Raw genomic sequence first — 18,338 nt, forward strand, 5'->3', positions numbered from 1 at the left:
ATTTTTCAAAATCTTTTAAAAGGCCCTGGGAAAATCAAGGTCAGTCTAATTCAATATTCATCTTCCCTTAAGCCTTGCCCCCTTCTTAGAAGCCACTCAAAATTTATGCAGCTTCAATATCGCGGCGTTTTGCCATATCGAAGAGTACCCGCTCTCTCGCCTTGTCGATGCCGAGGGCTGCCCTCTTTTTGTCTATATGCGCAATCATCAACTGGGCCGCTTTGAGCGGATCTGGTTCAAAGCCCCACGTAGCCTTCAATATATCTTCGTAATCTTCAAAGAGGAATTTGGTAAACTCCTCGGAACCGCTTGTCGGCCAGGTAACCCCGAATACCGTGTAAACGCCGGAAGCGACAAAATACTCGCCGATCGAAATGGCCTTTTCACTCATCCACTCCAGCGCCGCGCCAGCCGCCGGAAGATCGCTGATGTCATTGCCGAGACCGCCGGCCTTGACCATCGCCGTCGCCGCCACCAGAATTCTGCTGTTGTCAACGCAGGAACCCATATGCAGAACCGGAGGAATGCCTACCGCCTCGCATACAGAAGCAAGTCCCGCGCCGGCAAATTCTTTCGCCGCCTCGGGCCTGAGCAGACCAGCCTCGCCGGCAACATGGGCCGCGCAGCCAGTCACCAGAACGAGCACGTCGTTTTTGATCAACTCCTTGATCAGCTCCAGATTGGCTTTGTTATGGGTAGCACGGGCATTGCTGCACCCCACCACCCCCGCAACGCCGCGGATCAGGCCATTGATTATATTTTCGTTCAGCGGATGGTAGGAAGCGCGGAACATGCCGCCCAGTAGGTAATTGATCGTCTCATGCGTGAAACCTACAACCTGGTCGCTTTTTTCTGAGGGAATGTCAACATGTTCCGGCTTTCTGTTCTTGTAATTATCGATCGCCATCATCAACATTTCCCTTGCGACCTGCGAGGCGTTATGGTCATCAAACTCCATATGCAGAGCGCCTGCGATCTTCGCCTTGGGGGAAGTTGTCACAAGCTTCGTATGGTAATGGGCCGCAACCGGCACCAGCGCCTGCATAATGCACTGTACGTCCACCGTCATCAATTCGACGGCCCCGGTTACAATCGCCAGTTCCTGCTGCAGAAAATTCCCGGCAATCGGAACGCCGTGGCGCATAAGAATCTCGTTGGCGGTACAGCAGATTCCGGCCAGGTTCACACCCTTGGCGCCGACAGCCTCCGCCGCCTTCTGAATCTCCGGGTCTTTGGCAAGAACAACCATCACCTCCGGCAGAAGAGGCTCATGGCCGTGAACGATAACGTTCACATAATCCTGTTTCAAAACGCCGAGGTTGATCTCGCCGGCAATCGGCGTCGGGTCGCCCAGCATGATATCCTGAAGCTCCGTGCCGATCATCGAACCGCCCCAGCCATCGCCAAGGGCGGTGCGGGCCGCCTGCAGCATGATGTGCTTGTAGTCCTGATCGACGCCCATGGTTGTCCGATGCATGGTCTCCACGATCTCGCGATCAATTCCCCTCGGCACGATGCCCAATTTTCTCCACAGCTCTTTTCTCTTCTCCGGGGCCCTCTGGGCAAATGCGCCCTCGCCATGCTGACGCCCAAACTCGGCAACCGCCTTCTCGCCAACCTCAATGGCGATCTCCTTAATAGTACGCTCGCCGATCTCAACCCCAAGATCCATCGCAACCTGATAGAGCTTCTGCTCGTCTTTTATCTTGAATTCGGAAACCTCGCCCTTGGCAGCCATGAGAAACATCTCCGCCTCGCCCCGGCCATGGTCAGAATGGGCAGCCGCGCCGCCGGCCACCATGCGGGCAAAATTGCGCGCGGAAATCGTCTCGGCGGTCGCGCCGCACAGTCCCGTAGGTCTCGGTTTAGTCTTGTCCTTAGGCGCCGGAACACGGCACGGCCCCATCGCGCACATCTTGCAGCAGTCGCCTTCTGAACCTATCGGGCAGGGCTTCAGAGCGGCCGCCCGGTCAAAAATTGTATTAACCTTATCGGCAAACGCCTTATCGATCATCTTCAGCGATGCCGGTTCGATACTCTTCTGGAATACCTCTGTCATTTTTTCCTCCTAACGTACGCCACCCTTCAGGACAGCATTCTTTTTATGTTGTTAAATCGGCAATCATCTCTCGGACAACCCGGATGGCCTCGGGGTGCCTCATAATCAATACGTCGGCGCCAGCCAAAGCGAGAAGCATGGCGGTGACAGCCTCCATTATAATCCCCCGCTTGGAACTCTTGCCCATCAAATCGGAATCCGCTGTCTTGGCTTCCTTGGTCTTCCATACTTCCTTGCCCAGATTGCAGATCATTGGGAACTGCAATCTTTCATCCTGCTGGGACAGGGCCGCAATGCGGATGCGTTCGATCACGGAATACGAGTATTCAATGCCGTAACCGAGCCCGCCGGTGGTCGGATCGATAATGAGCTGCTGATCCTGCACGCCGAGATTGCCCAAGAGAATATTGAGCTGTTTGGCAAGATTGATGTCAATCGGCGTGTTGGCGGCTACGGTATGATGATAGGCAATCGCGCCGGCGCCGATCTGCTTGTAATTCTGATCCTGAACCGGGCCGAGAATAAGATTCATCCCGTCGCAGGTTTCAGAGACCTTGCGCAGCACCTCCGCGTCTTTTTCCATGTTGCCGCTCCCGTAAACAATAACGGGGACATCGATGGCGGCTGCAACTTTTTTGGCCGTCGCGGCCCCCTCTTCAGCCGTCGCATTAAGGCCGTTGGGGTCGGTGCTCGCAAGCTGCAGGGCGATCATATCGGCGCCATATACAGCGATCGCCTTCTTTGCCCAGGCAACCGGATCGCTGACAACATCCTTGTAGGGTTCGAGGGCAGCCTCGGCCCACTCTTCCGGCGCGGCGTCGTACACCTCAATCGCGATTTTGGGAACATTGGGCATCGCCCCTTCAAAAAGATGAAAGGGATATGCCTCCTCCTGCCCAACCTTAACCGCTTTGGGCCCTTTTCCCAGGGTAATTTCCTTGATCTTCCCGGAATAATTTATTTTGGGTATTGCAAATGCCATGTTATCCTTCCTCCTTTATCGGTTGTCCCTTAATAATTAGGACAGACCGGATATAATGCTTTGAGATATAACAGCAGGAATTTTAAAAACCGTCAACGAACTCCCACCCTGAGATAAGCCAACATCTCTTCCCTGTTCTTCAGCTCCGCCCGCCAATCGTACTTCTTCTCCGGCTTGCCGGGTTCGTAATCAGCTCCCAGAACCTTTACCTTGCTGCCGTCGAAAGAAATCTTCTCCTCCAGTTGTTGAGACATTCAATCTCCTCCTTTCTAAAGAATTCTAATCGTTTATTTACCTGACTATTGATCGTTTATTCCCGCAGCAACCTTTGCTGCCTTAATGGTATTTAACAAGCTTTCAGCAGGTCTGGACATACCCGCATATCGCCCTTTTTGCAAGAAAAAACAGAAGTCAAAAACTTATCTTACCCTGTCTTCGTTTACGCTCTTTTCACTTTATGTAACGTTCAAAAATACGCCAGGCCGCCTGTAGCGCCGGGTTTTCGGCGGGAAGCTGAAAGGTAGGTTTTCCGCTGTGGTCGAACCGATAGATCTCCTCGTCCATCGGAAGAATTCCTGCCAGATCAAGCTTATTTTTCTCAATCTCCGCCTTTGCATCCTCGCCGAGCGGCCCTTCAACACGACTCAAAACAAGGACTGACTTTTTTATGGTGAGTTTGAGTTCCCTGATGATTTCCAGAATTCGGGCAGCCGTCAATATACCCCGCCGGCTTGAATCGGAAAGAATAAACAGCAGATCTACATCCCGCGTCGCCAGGCGGCTGAAATGCTCCATGCCGGCTTCGTTGTCGATAACGATATAGGCGTAGTTTTTCGTCAGCACATCAACGCACATCCTCGCAACGCTGTTCGCAGCGCAATAGCAGCCGGAGCCCTCCGGACGCCCCATCGCGAGCAGGTCAAAACCTTTGGCTTCAGTCAGGGACTTCTGAATCTGATATTCGAACCAGACGTCCTTCGTCATTCCAACGGGGACATCCGTTCTCATCATTTCGCGCATGTCGCCGATCGTCGTCTGGACATCAACGCCCAGTACCTCATTAAGGTTGGTGTTGGCATCCGCATCCACCGCCAAAACAGCTCCTTTTTTGTTTTCGAGAATATATCTCAGGATCATTCCGGCAAATGTAGTCTTGCCCGTCCCCCCCTTGCCGGAAACCGCAATCGTGAAACTCATTTACTTACTTCCCCCTTCTTGCCGGCAGACGTTTCATAACATTCGGAAAGGCATTGACATCCGTGTGCGGCAGAAACAAGGCGGCTACAAATTCATCCATATAGCTGGGATAATTGCTCAACTCTATATTGGTCATCATCAGGGCTATCCGCTCGGTCTCCTTCAGCAGCTCCTGGGAAAAGGAAAGCAGCCGGGCGCCCAGCAGAGAACCGTTCCCGACAAAGGTAAACTTGTCCATTTCCATTTCCGGCAGCAGACCGATGAAAATAGCCTTCTCCAGATTCAGATGGCGACCGAATCCGCCGGCGATAATGACCCGGTCAAGATCCTTGAAACCAAGACCCACGCTCTGCAGAAGCACCTTGCAGCCGGCGTAGATCGATCCCTTCGTCCGGATCAGGTTCTCAACATCTATCTCCGTAACCACGATATCATCGTTCAGACGGGTGTCCTTCTGAAAGGCCAGCACATATTCGTACCCATCCGGCCCTTTTCGCACCCGTTCCGTTTTAAGGTCCTGGTAGAACTTCCCCGCCTGATCGATCACACCCGCCTGAATAAGCTGGGCTACCGCATCGATTAACCCTGATCCGCAGATTCCGATCGGCTTGACCCGGCCGATCGTAAGAATCATCGGTTCATAAGTGGCGGGGTTGATGCTCACCTCTTCAATGGCGCCGCGCGTGGCCCTCATGCCGAACTTTATGCCCCCGCCCTCAAAGGCGGGCCCGGCTGAACAGGAATCGCTGGCTAGCCAGTCCTTGTTGCCGACCACAATCTCGCCGTTTGTGCCGATATCCATATAAAGGGTCAGGTCTTCCCGCTGGAAAATGCCGGAGCCAAGCACCCCGGCTACGATGTCGCCGCCGACGTAGCTGGCGACACAGGGGAAAATATAAACATGCACGTGATCCCCAAGCTTTATGCCCAGATGCACGGCCCGCATGGGCGGGATAAGATTCGCCGTCGGCACGTAGGGCGCAAGGCGAAGGTACTTAGGGTCCAGCCCGAGAAAAAGCTGCGTCATGGTGGTGTTACCGGCAATAACAAGGTGGGAGACCAGCGATACATCCACGCCGCTTGTTGTCAATAACTCTTCGATAATATTGTTTATCGATTCAACCACCACCTCCTGCAGCTTCTTGAGCCCGCCCGGTTTCTGGGAATAGACGATGCGGGTTATCACATCCTCTCCATAGCTTATCTGCGGATTGTAGTCGGACCCCTCCGCCAGCGCAAAAAGCTTCGCCCCGTCGCAGGCGCCTTCGGCGCACGCCGTCTTGACATCCTGATTGAGATCGAGAAGCTGACCGAAGATCGTCGTTGTGCCAATATCGACGACTATTGAATAATTCTGCTGGGTGCGGTCTCCCTGCTCGGCGTTGATCAATTTATATCCCTTGCGGGTCTGCACAAGGGTCACGGTAACCTTCCAGTTGGCATCGCGCAGCAACTGGCTGAGCTTCATAATTAGTCGAAAATCTGTGGATACGCCTTTAATATTATGCTGTTGTTTTATAGCGTTGATCAGGCGTGTCAGGTCGCTGGCATTATCGTTCTTAGTCGGGGGCTCCATTGTCACATAGCGTTTGAAAACGGTCGGTTCAACCTCCCAGCCCTGAACAAGCTGAAAAAGATCCTTGGGCGACAAAAGATAGGGATGATCAAATTTCTGTCCTTCCTTCAGCAGAACCGATTTATCAACCTGGGAGTCGAGCGGGATTTCGACCTCGACGTCCTCGCGGATTGTGGTGAGGCAGGCAAGGCGATAACCGGCATTGTAATCTTCTTGGGGGAGCATGGAACTCAACGGGGAGTCAACCTTGCCGTTGATGATTTTGACCCGGCATTTTCCGCAAGTCCCGTTGCCGCCGCAGGAGGCGTTGATATGGATGCCGGCCTCCATCGCCGCCTGGAGCAGGTTTTCTCCATCGTCAACCTTTAGTCTGGCATCGCTGGGGCTGAATGTAACGCTGTGCTTCTCCATCACTTATGCTTTCTCATACTAAACAATAAGCGGGACGCAATCTCTTGCGCCCCGCTATCTCAATTAGAACAACCCCTTGACCTTCCCTGTCTCTACATCGACATCGACTCGCCGGTAGGCAGGATCGGAGCTGGTACCCGGCATCAGGCTGATCGTGCCGGCCATCGGGCAGAGGAACTTGGCGCCGGCGAAGATCAGGACGTCGCGGATCGGCAGCGTCCAGCCCTTCGGCACGCCCTTTTTGGTCGGATCATGCGTAAGGCTCAGATGGGTTTTTACCATCATCGTGCTGTAATCCTTAAGCGCAGGATCGGCCTCAAACTTCTTCGCCTTCGCCTCGGCCTCCGGCGCCCAGGAAACCCCGTCGGCCCCGTAAACCTCTTTCGCGATAACCTCGACCCTCTGACGGAGCGGCATTTCCAGCGGATAGAGGTATTTGAAATCGACCTTGTCCTTGCAGGCATCCATCACCGCGTCGGCCAGTTCCAGCGCGCCGTCCCCGCCTTTGAGCCAGTGCTCGGAAAGGGCGCAGCGGGCGCCGGCCTTCTCCGCGTACTTGCGCACCAACGCAACCTCCTCCTTGGTATCTGTATGGAATGAATTTATGCAGACCACCGGATTGATTCCCGATTTCTTGATAACCCCGATCAGGTGCGTCATGTTCTCGAGACCTTTTTCCAGAAGACCGAGATTTTCCTTCGTGTACTCCTCGGGAAGCGGCCGACCGGCAACGACGGTGGGTCCGCCACCATGCATCTTCAGTGCCCGGACCGTGGCTGTCAATACCGACACATTGGGGACAAGTCCGCTGGCCCGGCATTTCACATTCCAGAACTTCTCGAAACCGATATCGGCGGCAAAGCCGCTTTCGGTCACATGGTAATCGAACATCTTCAGACCGATGCGGTCGCCGATCACCGAAGACTGACCGACGGCGATATTGGCAAACGGGCCGGCGTGAACCATACAGGGCTGGAATTCTACCGTGCTCATCAACGTGGGGTTGAGGGTGTTGCGCATCCACGCGGTCATCGCACCGGCGACTTCTAACTGCTCGGCGGTAACGGGATTGCCCTTTTTGTCATAGGCAACGATCATATTGCCGATCCTCTCCCGGAGATCCTTGAGATCGCGGGCAATGGCGAGGATGGCCATAAGCTCGGAACTTACGGTAATGCCGAAGCGGGACTGCATAAGATAGCCGTCCATCTTGCCGCCCAGCCCCATGATGATATTCCGCAGACCCTGGGCGCAAAAATCGATAACCCAGCCCATCTGAACATTATTGGGATCGATGTCGAGACGCTTCAGGTTTCTTTTGGCAAGTTCCGCATCGTCATAATTTCTTTCGTGCTGCATGCGGGCATTCAGGGCTACCATACCCAGGTTGTGGGCATTGGCGATGTCATTGATGTCGCCGGTAAGGCCAAGGGAAAATTCCGTCATCGGGATGAGGAGCGCCTTTCCTCCGCCTGCGGCCGTGCCCTTGACGTTCATCGTCGGGCCGCCGGAGGGCTGACGCAGACAGCCGCCAACATTCTGGCCTCTTTTGCCAAGCCCTTCCATCAAACCCAGAACCGTAGTGGTCTTACCTTCGCCCAAGGGGGTCGGGGTGATCGCCGTAACCTCAATGTACTTTCCGTCTTCCTTGTCCTTCATGCGGTTCAGGATTTTCATGTAGTCAAGCTTGCACAACTTCCCCATCGGAATAACTTCATCCTTCTGGAGTCCCATCTTTTCCCGCCAATGGTCGGGGGTCGGCATATCCTTCTCCGCCTCCTCGGCAATCTGCCAATCTGCATACTCTCTTGGATCTAAAGCGTCTAACCTGGACATAAATTATCTCCTCTCTTTATTAAAAATACACCGACTTCATAGCTCTCATATATCCGTTAATGTCGTACCGCTTTACCGATATTTACTCGATAAAAACACGCCGCCGCATAACCTTGATGAATAAGGGAATTGCACAAGTAAAGGATGTAAAAACGTAAGGATTTGAAAAACAGGAGTATTTCAGAGATGTCCTTCTGCCTGACTATCTTAAGAACCTCTCCGGAAAATGAAAAAATAATCAAACTTCTAAGACCGTCTCCTTGCATTGTGTAAAAGTGTCCGATATTGTTAAGTATCTATATATAACCCTATCCCCGGTGGCTCATATCAATTAGGTAAATTCCTGTCAAGGAATATTTTTGCCTCCCTGTTTTGAACGACTCCTGTATTGTCGGCATCACCCTTCACCCACTGCATTTATCCCCATCAGGGATTTTATGAGGTGTGGATTACGGCAATTGCCCTTTATTATTTTAAACGGTTATTGGGAAGTACTGCTTACGGAAAAGCATATAGCGGATGGAAAGGCGTCCTTACAATTAATTCCTTGATCCGCAGCCCAAAATCAGAGCGAAAGCTCAATTTCGCGGGGAATATTGCCCTCCTTGAGGGGCGGGATGAGCGGCGGCTGACCGGTCGCAAGCAATATCCGGCCTCCCTCGGCGGACAGCATGAACCGGACGAAGCTGAGCGCTGCCGTCTCATTGCCGGCCGTACCAGGGATTGAAACCGCATTCCTGATCTTTTCACTAAGGTTTACCTCTGCCGGGAAAGAAATAATCTCCACACTCCCGGCAATCATGACTGCGGCAGACAGATACACAATGCCGGAATCGACCCTGCCGCATTTTACCGCCTGCAAAACATCGGGAATCGTATCTTCCGGCACGGCCCCCTCTATGATCTTTTGCGACAGATCCGGATTGCCTTCGAATCTCAACGCCCTCTTGATAAATTCAATGGTCCGGCTGGTGGCCATGTCTTTTTCGCCCGTCACTCGCGCCAGCGCAATTCCTCCCCGGGCCAAATCTGTCATTTTCATCAACCCACAAGGATTGCCTTTGGGGGTAATCACCACCAGCTCATTCGCGGAAAAGACGACATACCAGGACGCGGCGGCCCGGTTGCCGATTTTCTTTTTGAACATCTCCTGGACAACGACCGGATCGGAGGACGCAAAGACGTCGCAGATCTCCCCGCCGATAATGCGCTCGGCCAGCTCCCGGGAGCGTCCCGAGGTAGTGTTCACAGTTGCCCCGGTGTTTTTTTCTTCAAACGCCTTTTTGAGTTCGCGCAACGGACCCGCCAGCGAATCGGCGTGCCAGACCTCGATAACCATTGCATCCTCCCCTGTTTTTCACTCCACCCGCTTTATATGAAAATCCCCCCATCCCCCCTTTACCAAAGGGGGGTAAGGGGGGATTTTCATGCTTCGTTGTGCCCGACACGGGCATGGGGGTTTATAAGAAGCCGCCTCCCTGCGGATGCGGCATCAGCCTTACGGTGGCATTCCTGCCCCGGATTGCTTATGCCAAGGCCTTGCGGAACTTGTCCTGAATAAACGAAAAGGCCGGCCAGAAGAGCATAATCAGCGCCAATACGGTAATCGAGCTGACCAGCCAGTTGGAAAAGAAAACGCCCAGCGCCCCCTGCGAGCCCATCATGGACTGGCGGAAGGAGATTTCGGCCCGGTCGCCAAGCACCACGGCCAATACCAGCGGCGCGAGGGGATAATCCAGTTTTTTCATCACATAGCCGATCACGCCGAAGAGCAGCATAAGCCAGATATCGAACATAGCGGTGTGCACCGAGAAGGCGCCGATCGCGCAGACAACGATGATGATCGGGGCGATGATCGCAAACGGGATGCGCAGGATCGCCGCAAAGAGCGGCACCGTGGACAAAACAATGATCAGACCGACAACGTTGGACAGGTACATGCTGGCGATCAGTCCCCAGACGAAGTCCTTCTGCTCGATAAACAAAAGCGGCCCCGGCTGCAACCCCCAGATCATGAGGCCCCCCAACAGCACCGCGGCAGTAGCCGAGCCGGGGATTCCCAACGCCATCATCGGCAACAGCGCCGCACATCCGGCGCCATGGGCGGCTGTCTCGGGTGCGAGCACGCCTTCCGGCTCGCCCGTGCCGAACTTGTCGCCATTCTTCGAGAAGCGCTTGGCAATGCCATAGCCCATGAAGGAGGCGGATGTGGCGCCGCCCGGCGTGATTCCCATCCAGGCGCCGATCAGCGAACTGCGGACGAGCGTCGCCCAGTACTTGGGCAGTTTTTTCCATGTTTCCCAAACTACCTTCGGGTTGAGCTTGGCGCTTTTACCCTCAAAATTTAGCCCTTCTTCCATGCTGATCAGAATCTCGCCGACGCCGAACAGGCCGATGACAACGATCAGAAAATCTACGCCAGTCAGCATTTGCGTCCAGCCGAAGGTCAGGCGCAGTTGGCCGCTGACGGTGTCCATGCCGATCGCCGCCAAACCAAAACCAAGCATCAGGGCGATAACCGTCTTGGCGGTGTCCTTGCCGGTACCGATAAAGCTGCTGAAGGTGAGCAGATAGACGGCAAAAAATTCGGGAGGCCCAAACTTCAGCGCGAATTTAGCCACGAGCGGCGCCAGAAAGGTGATCAGCAGCACGGAGAACAGGGCGCCGACGAATGATCCGGTAAAGCACATGGTGAGAGCCTCTCCGGCCCGCCCCTGCTGAGCGAGTGGGTAACCGTCGAAGGTTGTAGCGACCGAGTGAGACTCTCCGGGGATATTAAACAGCACCGAGGTGATGGCGCCGGCAAACAACGACCCCCAATAGATGCAGGAGAGCATGACAATGGCCGAGGTGGGCGGCATGGTGAAGGTGAGCGGCAGCAGAATGGCCACCCCGTTTGGCCCCCCCAGGCCGGGAAGAACCCCGACAATTACACCCAAAACAAGGCCGAGCGACATCATCCCGAGGTTGTACCAGGAAAATATCACTGAAAAACCGTGGAGCAGACTTAAAAAATCTTCCACTTGACAATCCTCCTAAACTTGACGCTTCAGTTATACCATCTCAGTATCCGAACAGGGCTTCCAACGGCCCTTTGGGCAGCGGCACCATAAATTGAATCTCAAACATCCAGAAAAGTATCACACTCGTAAGGATACTTACTAAAAAGACTTTCAGCCAATGGGACTTGTCCGTCATGCGCATGAACCCGCCAATGAAGAGGGTGGAAGCGACATAAATTCCCACCAGTTGAGTGGCAAGCACATAGATAATGGCTGGCACAAGTACCTTCAACACAAGTTTTAATTTATCCCCTGAAACAAAAACCTCAAAATTGCGTTTTTTAGCAAACAGCGTCCGCAGAAAAATCACAACGCTCGCAAGACTGGCAATGGCCCCTATACGGAACGGAAAGTATCCGGACTCAGGGCCATCAAATGCCCATCCTGCGCCAAGCCTGTAAGTATCGAACATCATCACGGCGCCTATGCAGAAGACGACGACCGCCGTGATCGCCTCCACGGCGTTGTACGACAAGCCCCGCTGCAGACGATCCTCCCTTTGTTTCTGCTCCATGAACTGCCTCCATTCAACGAACGACAGACATCACACCGGCCGGCGAGCCGGGTAAAATACCCCGAGTCGCCGGCCAGCAGCGAAGTTATTTCTTGGCGCCAAATCCTGCTTCCAGCATCAACTTGTTGTGGAAAGCCTCATCCTTTTCCAGAAACTTGACGAAGTCCGCACCGGTCAGATACTTGTTCTTGAGGGAGGTCTTCTCCGTGTAATCCTTCCATTCCTGCGTGGCAACAACCTTCTTCAACAGGTCCGCGTAAAAGGCAACCTGCTCCGGAGTGGTGCCGGGCGGCAGGAAGAAAGCCCGCAGCATCTGGTACTGAACGTCGAGACCGGCCTCCTTGCAGGTGGGGATATCCGCCCATGACTTGCCGTTGGTGATTTTTTTGTCAGAGAGCATGCGCTCGTCCGAGAATACGCACAGGGGAAGGGCCTGGCCGCCCCGCCACTGGGCGACATTTTCACTGGGATTGTTGACGTTGGAATCGATATGGCCTCCCGCCAGTTGCACAGCTACCTCGCCGCCGCTCTTGTAGGGAATGTAGGTGAATTTAGTTCCTGCGAACTTATCGATAGCGACGGTAATGATGTGGTCTTCACGCTTCGAGCCGGTGCCGCCCATCTTGAATGTTCCGGCAGGCGCGGCCTTCACGGCAGCGAGGAACTCCTTCACCGTCTTGTACGACTTCGAGGGATTGACCCACAACAGAAACTCATCCATCGCCACCATGGCCACCGGATTGAGATCGTGCCAGGTGAACGGCAGGTTCGTGGAGACCGGCAGAGTGTAAATCAGGGAGAATGCCACCATGAGCTTATGGGCATTGCCTTTGGAGCCCTTGGTATCCATGGCGCCCTCGGCGCCGCTGGCGCCGCCCTTGTTCAGGATCATAATGGGCTGCTTCATCAACTTGTACTTCACGATAATGCCCTGCATGGTGCGCGCCATCTGGTCGGACGCCCCCCCGGCCCCGGCCGGCACGATGACTTCCACCGGCTTGGTGGGTTCCCAGGCGGCGGCAGGGGTTACGGTCACAACTGTTGTCAGGGCTGCTGCGACGACAAGCATAGTTCCATACGCTAAACTTTTGATCCGCTGTTTCATACTTTCCTCCTCAATTCTCTAATCCAATAAAGGTTATGTAACACTAAGGCTGTGCTTCAACAGGCAGTCAGATACTCCATCGCCGCCATTACACCGCCCTTCTGATGAGCCACACCCGCCAGGGTGAATCCCATCTCCACGCCGCCGAGCGTTCCTATCAGCATCAGGTCATTCAGATCCCCCAAATGGCCGATGCGAAAGACCCGATCCTTGAGCTTGCCCAAACCGCTGCCCAAAGACATGTTGAACTTCTCCAGCACCGCCCCCCGAAAGGCGTCGGCCCCTTTCTCCTCCGGCATCAGCACCGTCGTCAGCACCGGGCTGTACTCTTCCGGATTGAGGCAGAGATTCTCAATTCCCCAAGTTTTAAGCGCCCGCCTTGTCGCTTCGCCATGGCGGATATGACGCGCGAAGACGTTTTCCAACCCCTCCTCATTAAGCAGATAAAGAGATTCCCGGAGGCCATAGAGCAGGTTGGTCGAAGGAGAAGTGGGGAAGAAACCATCCTTGTTGACGCCAAGCATCGCCTCCCACGACCAGTAAGACTTCGGAAGCCGCGAATCCTTTGCGGCGGCAAGGGCTTTGGCGCTGACGGCGTTGAAGCCGAGACCAGGAGGAAGCATCAGCCCCTTCTGGGAACAGCCGACTGTCACATCTACGCCCCATTCGTCATGGCGGTAATCGGCAGACCCCAGCGAAGAGATCGTATCAACCATGAACAGGGCGGGGTGACCGGCACGATCGATGGCCTTGCGAATTTCCCCAATCCGGCTCAGCACTCCCGTGGAGGTCTCGTTGTGGACTACATTGACGGACTTTATCTGATGATTGCGATCCTCGGAAAGTTTGGCCTCGACCACGGCTGGATCCACCCCATGCCGCCAGTCGCCCGGGACAAAGTCAACCTCCAACCCCAGGCCTATGGCCATGTTTTTCCAAAGGGTTGCAAAGTGCCCGGTTTCAAACATCAGCACCTTGTCGCCGGGCGAAAGGGTGTTGACGAGCCCCGCCTCCCAGGCGCCGGTCCCTGACGACGCAAAAATAATGACCGGTTCGGTTGTCTTGAAAACAGGTTTCAGCCCGGCCAAAACCTCCATCCCCAGCGCCTTGAACTCCGGCCCGCGGTGATCGATGGTCGGTTTGGCCATGGCCCTGAGCACCTGCTCGGGAACATTGGTTGGCCCCGGAATCTGTAAAAAATGACGACCACTGTAATACGACATGCTGTTTGTTCCTCCTTCTGCCGGTTATTAGTTAGTAGTTTTAATCTTTAAATCGATGAAACTAAAACTTACGGGGCAATTGCAAAACCATTTGTCATTCCCGAATGTCTCTATCGGGAATATGGTTTTTCAAGCAGTTAGAACCAGATTCCCGCTCAGAATCGTTGCGGGAATGACAAGAATGGGGAGTTTTGCAATTACCTCTTACGTTATTGCAGTTTCTCGAGGCTGAGCCGAAGCGCATCTTCCCCGGAAGTCTGAATGTGCCTCTTCATCACCTTTTCGCACAGTTCCTCATCCCGGAGCTTCAATGCCAGCAGGATCATGCGATGGCCATCCACACACCTTTCCCCCACCCCAAAGTTCGGCAGGGTGCCTTTCCGATATCTCAGAACATATTGTCTCATATTGACAATAAAATTATAAAAGTGGCACTTGTACGCGATCATTTCCATCAGGGCATCGTGGAACGCCAGATTGGCTCTGGAAAGATCATCAACCTTTTTTTGCAGAATGGCGATTTCCGCCTTATTTACAATTTCCTGAAGCAGCCCGATCTGCTCATCGGTAATCCGCCTGCAGATCAGCCGGAGGGCATGCCCCTCCAAGGCCGCCCGCAAGGCGAAGATGTCTCTAATCTCTTCGGGAGAATTATCCGGGATGCAAAATCCCCTTTTTTCAAGAGGTTCGATGAATCCATCCTGTTCGAGCCGATGGAGAGCTTCCCGCACCGGCGTTCGGCTCACCCCCAGCTCCGCGGCGATCTGCTCTTCCGCCAACCGCTCGCCCGGAATGAATCTATTGGAAAAAATTGCCTCCTTCAGTTTTTGATAGGTATTTTCCCGAACGGATAATCGTCGTTGTGCAGGGGGTTTATTTAGCAGGACCTTTTCCATAAATGTATCCAAAATTATAGGCAAAACAAAAATTTCTTGTACCGATAATACATTTCAAGATCACTGTCAATTATTTTTTTAAAATAAATAGCGTTTTATATTAAACTGATATAGCAAAAACTATTTAATTATGAAAAATCGCAGTGATATGCTGCTTAATAGTTACCAGGCTATATTGGATACAATTATGATTGAGTAATGAAGAAATTATGCAGTGAAAAGAAATGTTCCAACTTCAGCCCCCGGACAGAAAAACTATAATAGTCATGGAGTCGCCATCCTTAACTGCATATGCCAGTTCATCCGTGCCAATCCCATGGTCATTTACGAGAACCTCAATATAGCCTTTTATCCTGCCTTTTTTGTCGAACATCTTCTTTTCCATGGCCGGATACTGCTGCAATATCGACCGCAGGCATTCCCCCACAGTATTTCCGTCAATCTCGAGTTGAAGTTCCTTGCCGTCATTAAGAAAAGGGTGGATCATTGTTTTGATGCTCATCTATTGCCTCCCCCGCAAATTGGACAGTCTTTCTTTCTTTCAATTTCAATAGTGGTAAACTCCATGCCCTCCCCGCTGACAAAGAGCATTTTCCCGGCGAGCAGATCGCCGAATCCGGTCAGCAGTTTTATGGCTTCCATGGTCTGCAATGAGGCAACAAGGGCCGCAGTAGCGCCAAAAATCGGGAAAGGAGCCCTTTTTCCTCCACCGATGCCCCGCGGATAAATACACTCGAGGCAAGGGGTTTTCCCGGGAATGATTGTGGTAAGCTGCCCGTCCAAGCCCGTGACGCCACCGTGGATGAAGGGCACGCCTTTTTTCACGCAACTTTCATTCAGGACAAATCGCGTCTCCATATTATCCATGCAATCCACGACCAGATCAACCCCTGCGAGCAATTCCCCGGCATTGTCCGCCGTTATCCTCACATTCAAAGGCCTTATCTCTGTTTTTGAATTCATTGCAGCCAGTTTTACCGAACCGGAAACTACTTTCAGCGCGCCGACATCCTTTTCCCAGTGCAGTGTCTGGCGATTGAGGTTGGAAAGATCGACAACGTCGCAGTCAATAAGCGTCAGCTTCCCGATGCCCGCATAAATCAGATTCGTAGCATTGGGAGAACCCAGACCGCCCAAGCCGGCGATCAGCACATGGGACCTTTTCAAACAGCGCTGCCCGGTTTCCCCGAAGTCGGGATACATAATTTGGCGCGAATATCTCGTCAACTCCTGGTCATCCAGTGTTATTTCCCCTTTTTCCATATCTTGCCTCCTGTTTTTTTATATCCTATACAAATCCTCTTTACAACGCCAATAATTTGCCGCTGGCAGCGGGCGCCGACAGGCGAAAAAAACATTGACGAGATTCCGGCCCTGCAACTTACGGAAAACATCCAGCGTGCGGATATTGATCCGATTGATACGGCCCGGGCGGTGGTTGTTGGGTCACCAATGTCGGTCTGGAGGAGGAGCTGAAAACCAATGAATCAGGCGCTCTTCCGGAAATGATGGACAAACTTGCACCCAAGCGGGGATGCGGGGAAACATCCTGACGGCCATTATGAATTTGTTTGCTTTTTTGTTTGCGATATGCTAACCAGAACCATGTTCAAGGTCGAATACTCGAAATCAGCCCGCAAGGCGTTGAAAGCCATGCCGCGCAATGTGGCTGAATTTATTGTCGAAAAGATCGGGACGCTGGCGGCTGATCCGTTTTCTTCCAACAACAAAGTCCGGAAACTGACCAGCCATCCGGGCTATCGGTTACGGGTAGGAGACTGGCGGATTGCGTACCTGATTTACGAACGGGCGCTGCTGATTGCCGTGGTGCGAATCGCGCCCAGAGGAGAGGCATACCAATGAAAGCACAGATCATCGAAAAAGACGGTCGCCCCGAATTCGCGGTGATCCCCTACGTTGATTATGAACATTTTCTTGAATTGATCGAGGATGAGGCCGACGCGCGCGCCATTGCCGAATTCCACACAGACTATGCCGCGGGGAGAGCCTTTCTGGTTCCCGAGGATATCCTACGCCGGGAACTTGCTGGCGAATCGCCGGTGAAACTCTGGCGCATGCAGCGCAAACTGACCCAGCAGGAACTCGCCGGACGGGCAGGGATAAGTAAGCCTTACCTGTCCCAGATCGAAACGGGCAAGCGGCAGGGAACTGTCGAAACACTGAAAGCGATTGCCCGCACCCTCGACGTGCCGCCGGATGTGCTCATTGACTGAAATGTCTCAATTTTCATAAAGTCAACAAGGAGCTTTCGGCCCCATTGTTTATATTCTTGCTCCTGCCTTCTGTGTATTAAAAGGAGATTCATACAAAATCTGGCATTAGATTTCGAGTTCCGGCTTGTTTGACATTTCTGCCGGCATCATCTATAAAGCCCTGTCTCGACATTTCCGGGGGCGGCGCTCTTACGGATGCGTCGCGGTAACATGAAGGAGAAAGAAATGCAGATGCAGGATGTCTTTCATTATTTCGGCAACGATCTGAAACGGGCCGGGGAATATATGGAAACCTACCTCGAGTCGGAGGTAAAGCTGATCCCGGAGATCGTCCATCACCTGATTGGCGGCGGGGGAAAGCGTTTCCGCCCCCTGTTGCTCTTGGCAGCGGCGGAGCTCTGCGGCTACCGGGGCGAGCGCCGCTACCCGCTTTCCGCGGTGATCGAGTTCATCCACACCGCCACGCTCTTTCATGACGACGTCGTTGACCATGCGGAAACAAGGCGCGGGAGGATCTCCGCAAACCGCATCTGGGGCAACGAGGCCAGTGTGCTGATTGGCGATTTCCTGTACTCAAAATCTTTCAAGCTGATGATCGAAGACGGAAACCTTGCCATCCTCAAGCTTATCTCGCAGACGACAAACATGATGTCGGAAGGAGAGGTTTTTCAATTGATGAAGGCGGGGGACGTCAATACCACCGAAGAGGAGTACCTGGCGATTGTCGAGAAAAAAACGGCTATCCTCATCTCCGCCGCGTGCGCCATCGGCGGAATTATCGCCGACGCAAAGGAGGAACAGGTCGCTGCCCTCACCCGCTTCGGCATGGGGTTGGGAACCGCCTTTCAAATCACCGACGACGCCCTCGATTATGTCGGCAAAGAAGAGGAATTCGGCAAGGCGATCGGCCAGGATATCCGCGACGGGAAACTGACCATGCCGCTTATTCGCACCCTCAAAAAATGCACTCAGGAGGAAAAAACCCTCGTGCAGAACGGGGTTAAAAACAGGGATGAGGATTCGGCGGCTGCGATCATGAAGCTGATAAACCGCTATGACGGCATCCCCTACTCGCTGCAAAAAGCCAAAAAATACGTTGCAGAGGCAAAGGGGTTTCTTGCTAAATTTGCTGATTCGGACGCCAAAACAGCGCTCTTTACCGTCGCAGACTACGTTGTCGGACGGCGTGTCTAAAACTGGGGCCTACCCTTAAATCTATTCGGTTGAGGCAATTGCAAAACCA

General features: G+C 53.4%; 17 protein-coding genes. 3 read left to right on the forward strand and 14 right to left on the reverse strand.

The genetic code is table 11. The features are described 5' to 3' along the window. Positions 1 to 103: 103 nt before the first annotated feature. The 14 genes from cooS to M0P74_05565 all read right to left on the reverse strand — a co-directional run bounded on the left by cooS (position 104) and on the right by M0P74_05565 (position 16,124). Positions 104 to 2,059 (reverse strand): anaerobic carbon-monoxide dehydrogenase catalytic subunit, encoded by a 1,956-nt coding sequence (gene cooS / locus M0P74_05500; GenBank protein MCK9363038.1) that lies wholly within the window; start codon positions 2,057 to 2,059, stop codon positions 104 to 106. A gap of 43 nt (positions 2,060 to 2,102) precedes the next feature. Beyond that, the gene (locus tag M0P74_05505) at positions 2,103 to 3,041 is read right to left on the reverse strand and encodes an acetyl-CoA decarbonylase/synthase complex subunit delta (GenBank protein MCK9363039.1); all 939 of its coding nucleotides are present in this window, start codon (positions 3,039 to 3,041) and stop codon (positions 2,103 to 2,105) included. 92 nt (positions 3,042 to 3,133) lie between these two features. Beyond that, on the reverse strand, positions 3,134 to 3,295 hold the full coding sequence (locus M0P74_05510) for a hypothetical protein (protein ID MCK9363040.1): 162 nt from the start codon (positions 3,293 to 3,295) through the stop codon (positions 3,134 to 3,136). A 196-nt stretch (positions 3,296 to 3,491) separates the two neighbouring features. Beyond that, positions 3,492 to 4,238, reverse strand: a complete 747-nt coding sequence (locus M0P74_05515; protein ID MCK9363041.1) for an AAA family ATPase — start codon at positions 4,236 to 4,238, stop codon at positions 3,492 to 3,494. Between the two features lie 4 nt (positions 4,239 to 4,242). Further along, the gene (locus M0P74_05520; protein ID MCK9363042.1) at positions 4,243 to 6,225 is read right to left on the reverse strand and encodes an ASKHA domain-containing protein; all 1,983 of its coding nucleotides are present in this window, start codon (positions 6,223 to 6,225) and stop codon (positions 4,243 to 4,245) included. A 63-nt stretch (positions 6,226 to 6,288) separates the two neighbouring features. Next, entirely contained in the window at positions 6,289 to 8,061 is a 1,773-nt protein-coding gene (locus tag M0P74_05525) for a formate--tetrahydrofolate ligase (protein ID MCK9363043.1), read from the reverse strand. A gap of 565 nt (positions 8,062 to 8,626) precedes the next feature. Continuing rightward, positions 8,627 to 9,400 (reverse strand): molybdate ABC transporter substrate-binding protein, encoded by a 774-nt coding sequence (gene modA / locus M0P74_05530; protein ID MCK9363044.1) that lies wholly within the window; start codon positions 9,398 to 9,400, stop codon positions 8,627 to 8,629. Between the two features lie 187 nt (positions 9,401 to 9,587). Next, entirely contained in the window at positions 9,588 to 11,084 is a 1,497-nt protein-coding gene (locus tag M0P74_05535) for a tripartite tricarboxylate transporter permease (protein MCK9363045.1), read from the reverse strand. A gap of 40 nt (positions 11,085 to 11,124) precedes the next feature. Beyond that, positions 11,125 to 11,637: a tripartite tricarboxylate transporter TctB family protein gene (locus M0P74_05540; GenBank protein MCK9363046.1), complete on the reverse strand. Its 513-nt coding sequence runs from the start codon at positions 11,635 to 11,637 to the stop codon at positions 11,125 to 11,127. An 85-nt stretch (positions 11,638 to 11,722) separates the two neighbouring features. After that, a complete protein-coding gene (locus M0P74_05545) occupies positions 11,723 to 12,742 on the reverse strand; it encodes a tripartite tricarboxylate transporter substrate binding protein (GenBank protein ID MCK9363047.1) in 1,020 nt (339 codons plus the stop codon). Positions 12,743 to 12,798: 56 nt separating this feature from the next. Continuing rightward, positions 12,799 to 13,965, reverse strand: a complete 1,167-nt coding sequence (locus M0P74_05550) for an aminotransferase class V-fold PLP-dependent enzyme (GenBank protein MCK9363048.1) — start codon at positions 13,963 to 13,965, stop codon at positions 12,799 to 12,801. 209 nt (positions 13,966 to 14,174) lie between these two features. Then, positions 14,175 to 14,861 (reverse strand): GntR family transcriptional regulator, encoded by a 687-nt coding sequence (locus M0P74_05555; GenBank protein MCK9363049.1) that lies wholly within the window; start codon positions 14,859 to 14,861, stop codon positions 14,175 to 14,177. A gap of 235 nt (positions 14,862 to 15,096) precedes the next feature. After that, on the reverse strand, positions 15,097 to 15,363 hold the full coding sequence (locus tag M0P74_05560; GenBank protein ID MCK9363050.1) for a MoaD/ThiS family protein: 267 nt from the start codon (positions 15,361 to 15,363) through the stop codon (positions 15,097 to 15,099). After that, a complete protein-coding gene (locus M0P74_05565) occupies positions 15,360 to 16,124 on the reverse strand; it encodes a HesA/MoeB/ThiF family protein (GenBank protein MCK9363051.1) in 765 nt (254 codons plus the stop codon). The genes M0P74_05560 and M0P74_05565 overlap by 4 nt, the downstream gene beginning before the upstream one ends. A gap of 327 nt (positions 16,125 to 16,451) precedes the next feature. On the opposite strand from M0P74_05565, the gene M0P74_05570 reads away from it, so the two are divergent. From M0P74_05570 to M0P74_05580, 3 genes are all read left to right on the forward strand, one after another. Continuing rightward, on the forward strand, positions 16,452 to 16,724 hold the full coding sequence (locus M0P74_05570; protein MCK9363052.1) for a type II toxin-antitoxin system RelE/ParE family toxin: 273 nt from the start codon (positions 16,452 to 16,454) through the stop codon (positions 16,722 to 16,724). Then, positions 16,721 to 17,095 (forward strand): helix-turn-helix transcriptional regulator, encoded by a 375-nt coding sequence (locus M0P74_05575; protein ID MCK9363053.1) that lies wholly within the window; start codon positions 16,721 to 16,723, stop codon positions 17,093 to 17,095. The genes M0P74_05570 and M0P74_05575 overlap by 4 nt, the downstream gene beginning before the upstream one ends. A gap of 225 nt (positions 17,096 to 17,320) precedes the next feature. Continuing rightward, complete coding sequence (locus M0P74_05580) at positions 17,321 to 18,289, forward strand: polyprenyl synthetase family protein (GenBank protein ID MCK9363054.1); 969 nt, start codon at positions 17,321 to 17,323, stop codon at positions 18,287 to 18,289. The last annotated feature ends 49 nt before the right edge of the window (positions 18,290 to 18,338 follow it).

It is taken from the genome of Syntrophales bacterium (genome assembly GCA_023229765.1).
GTDB lineage: Bacteria > Desulfobacterota > Syntrophia > Syntrophales > UBA5619 > DYTH01.

Excerpts from the sequence above, each read along its gene's own strand:
- cooS (MCK9363038.1), bottom strand. The coding sequence starts at position 2,059 with ATGACAGAGGTATTCCAGAAGAGTATCGAACCGGCATCGCTGAAGATG.
- M0P74_05505 (MCK9363039.1), bottom strand. The coding sequence starts at position 3,041 with ATGGCATTTGCAATACCCAAAATAAATTATTCCGGGAAGATCAAGGAA.
- M0P74_05510 (MCK9363040.1), bottom strand. The coding sequence starts at position 3,295 with ATGTCTCAACAACTGGAGGAGAAGATTTCTTTCGACGGCAGCAAGGTA.
- M0P74_05515 (MCK9363041.1), bottom strand. The coding sequence starts at position 4,238 with ATGAGTTTCACGATTGCGGTTTCCGGCAAGGGGGGGACGGGCAAGACT.
- M0P74_05520 (MCK9363042.1), bottom strand. The coding sequence starts at position 6,225 with ATGGAGAAGCACAGCGTTACATTCAGCCCCAGCGATGCCAGACTAAAG.
- M0P74_05525 (MCK9363043.1), bottom strand. The coding sequence starts at position 8,061 with ATGTCCAGGTTAGACGCTTTAGATCCAAGAGAGTATGCAGATTGGCAG.
- modA (MCK9363044.1), bottom strand. The coding sequence starts at position 9,400 with ATGGTTATCGAGGTCTGGCACGCCGATTCGCTGGCGGGTCCGTTGCGC.
- M0P74_05540 (MCK9363046.1), bottom strand. The coding sequence starts at position 11,637 with ATGGAGCAGAAACAAAGGGAGGATCGTCTGCAGCGGGGCTTGTCGTAC.
- M0P74_05545 (MCK9363047.1), bottom strand. The coding sequence starts at position 12,742 with ATGAAACAGCGGATCAAAAGTTTAGCGTATGGAACTATGCTTGTCGTC.
- M0P74_05550 (MCK9363048.1), bottom strand. The coding sequence starts at position 13,965 with ATGTCGTATTACAGTGGTCGTCATTTTTTACAGATTCCGGGGCCAACC.
- M0P74_05555 (MCK9363049.1), bottom strand. The coding sequence starts at position 14,861 with ATGGAAAAGGTCCTGCTAAATAAACCCCCTGCACAACGACGATTATCC.
- M0P74_05560 (MCK9363050.1), bottom strand. The coding sequence starts at position 15,363 with ATGAGCATCAAAACAATGATCCACCCTTTTCTTAATGACGGCAAGGAA.
- M0P74_05565 (MCK9363051.1), bottom strand. The coding sequence starts at position 16,124 with ATGGAAAAAGGGGAAATAACACTGGATGACCAGGAGTTGACGAGATAT.
- M0P74_05570 (MCK9363052.1), top strand. The coding sequence starts at position 16,452 with ATGCTAACCAGAACCATGTTCAAGGTCGAATACTCGAAATCAGCCCGC.
- M0P74_05575 (MCK9363053.1), top strand. The coding sequence starts at position 16,721 with ATGAAAGCACAGATCATCGAAAAAGACGGTCGCCCCGAATTCGCGGTG.
- M0P74_05580 (MCK9363054.1), top strand. The coding sequence starts at position 17,321 with ATGCAGATGCAGGATGTCTTTCATTATTTCGGCAACGATCTGAAACGG.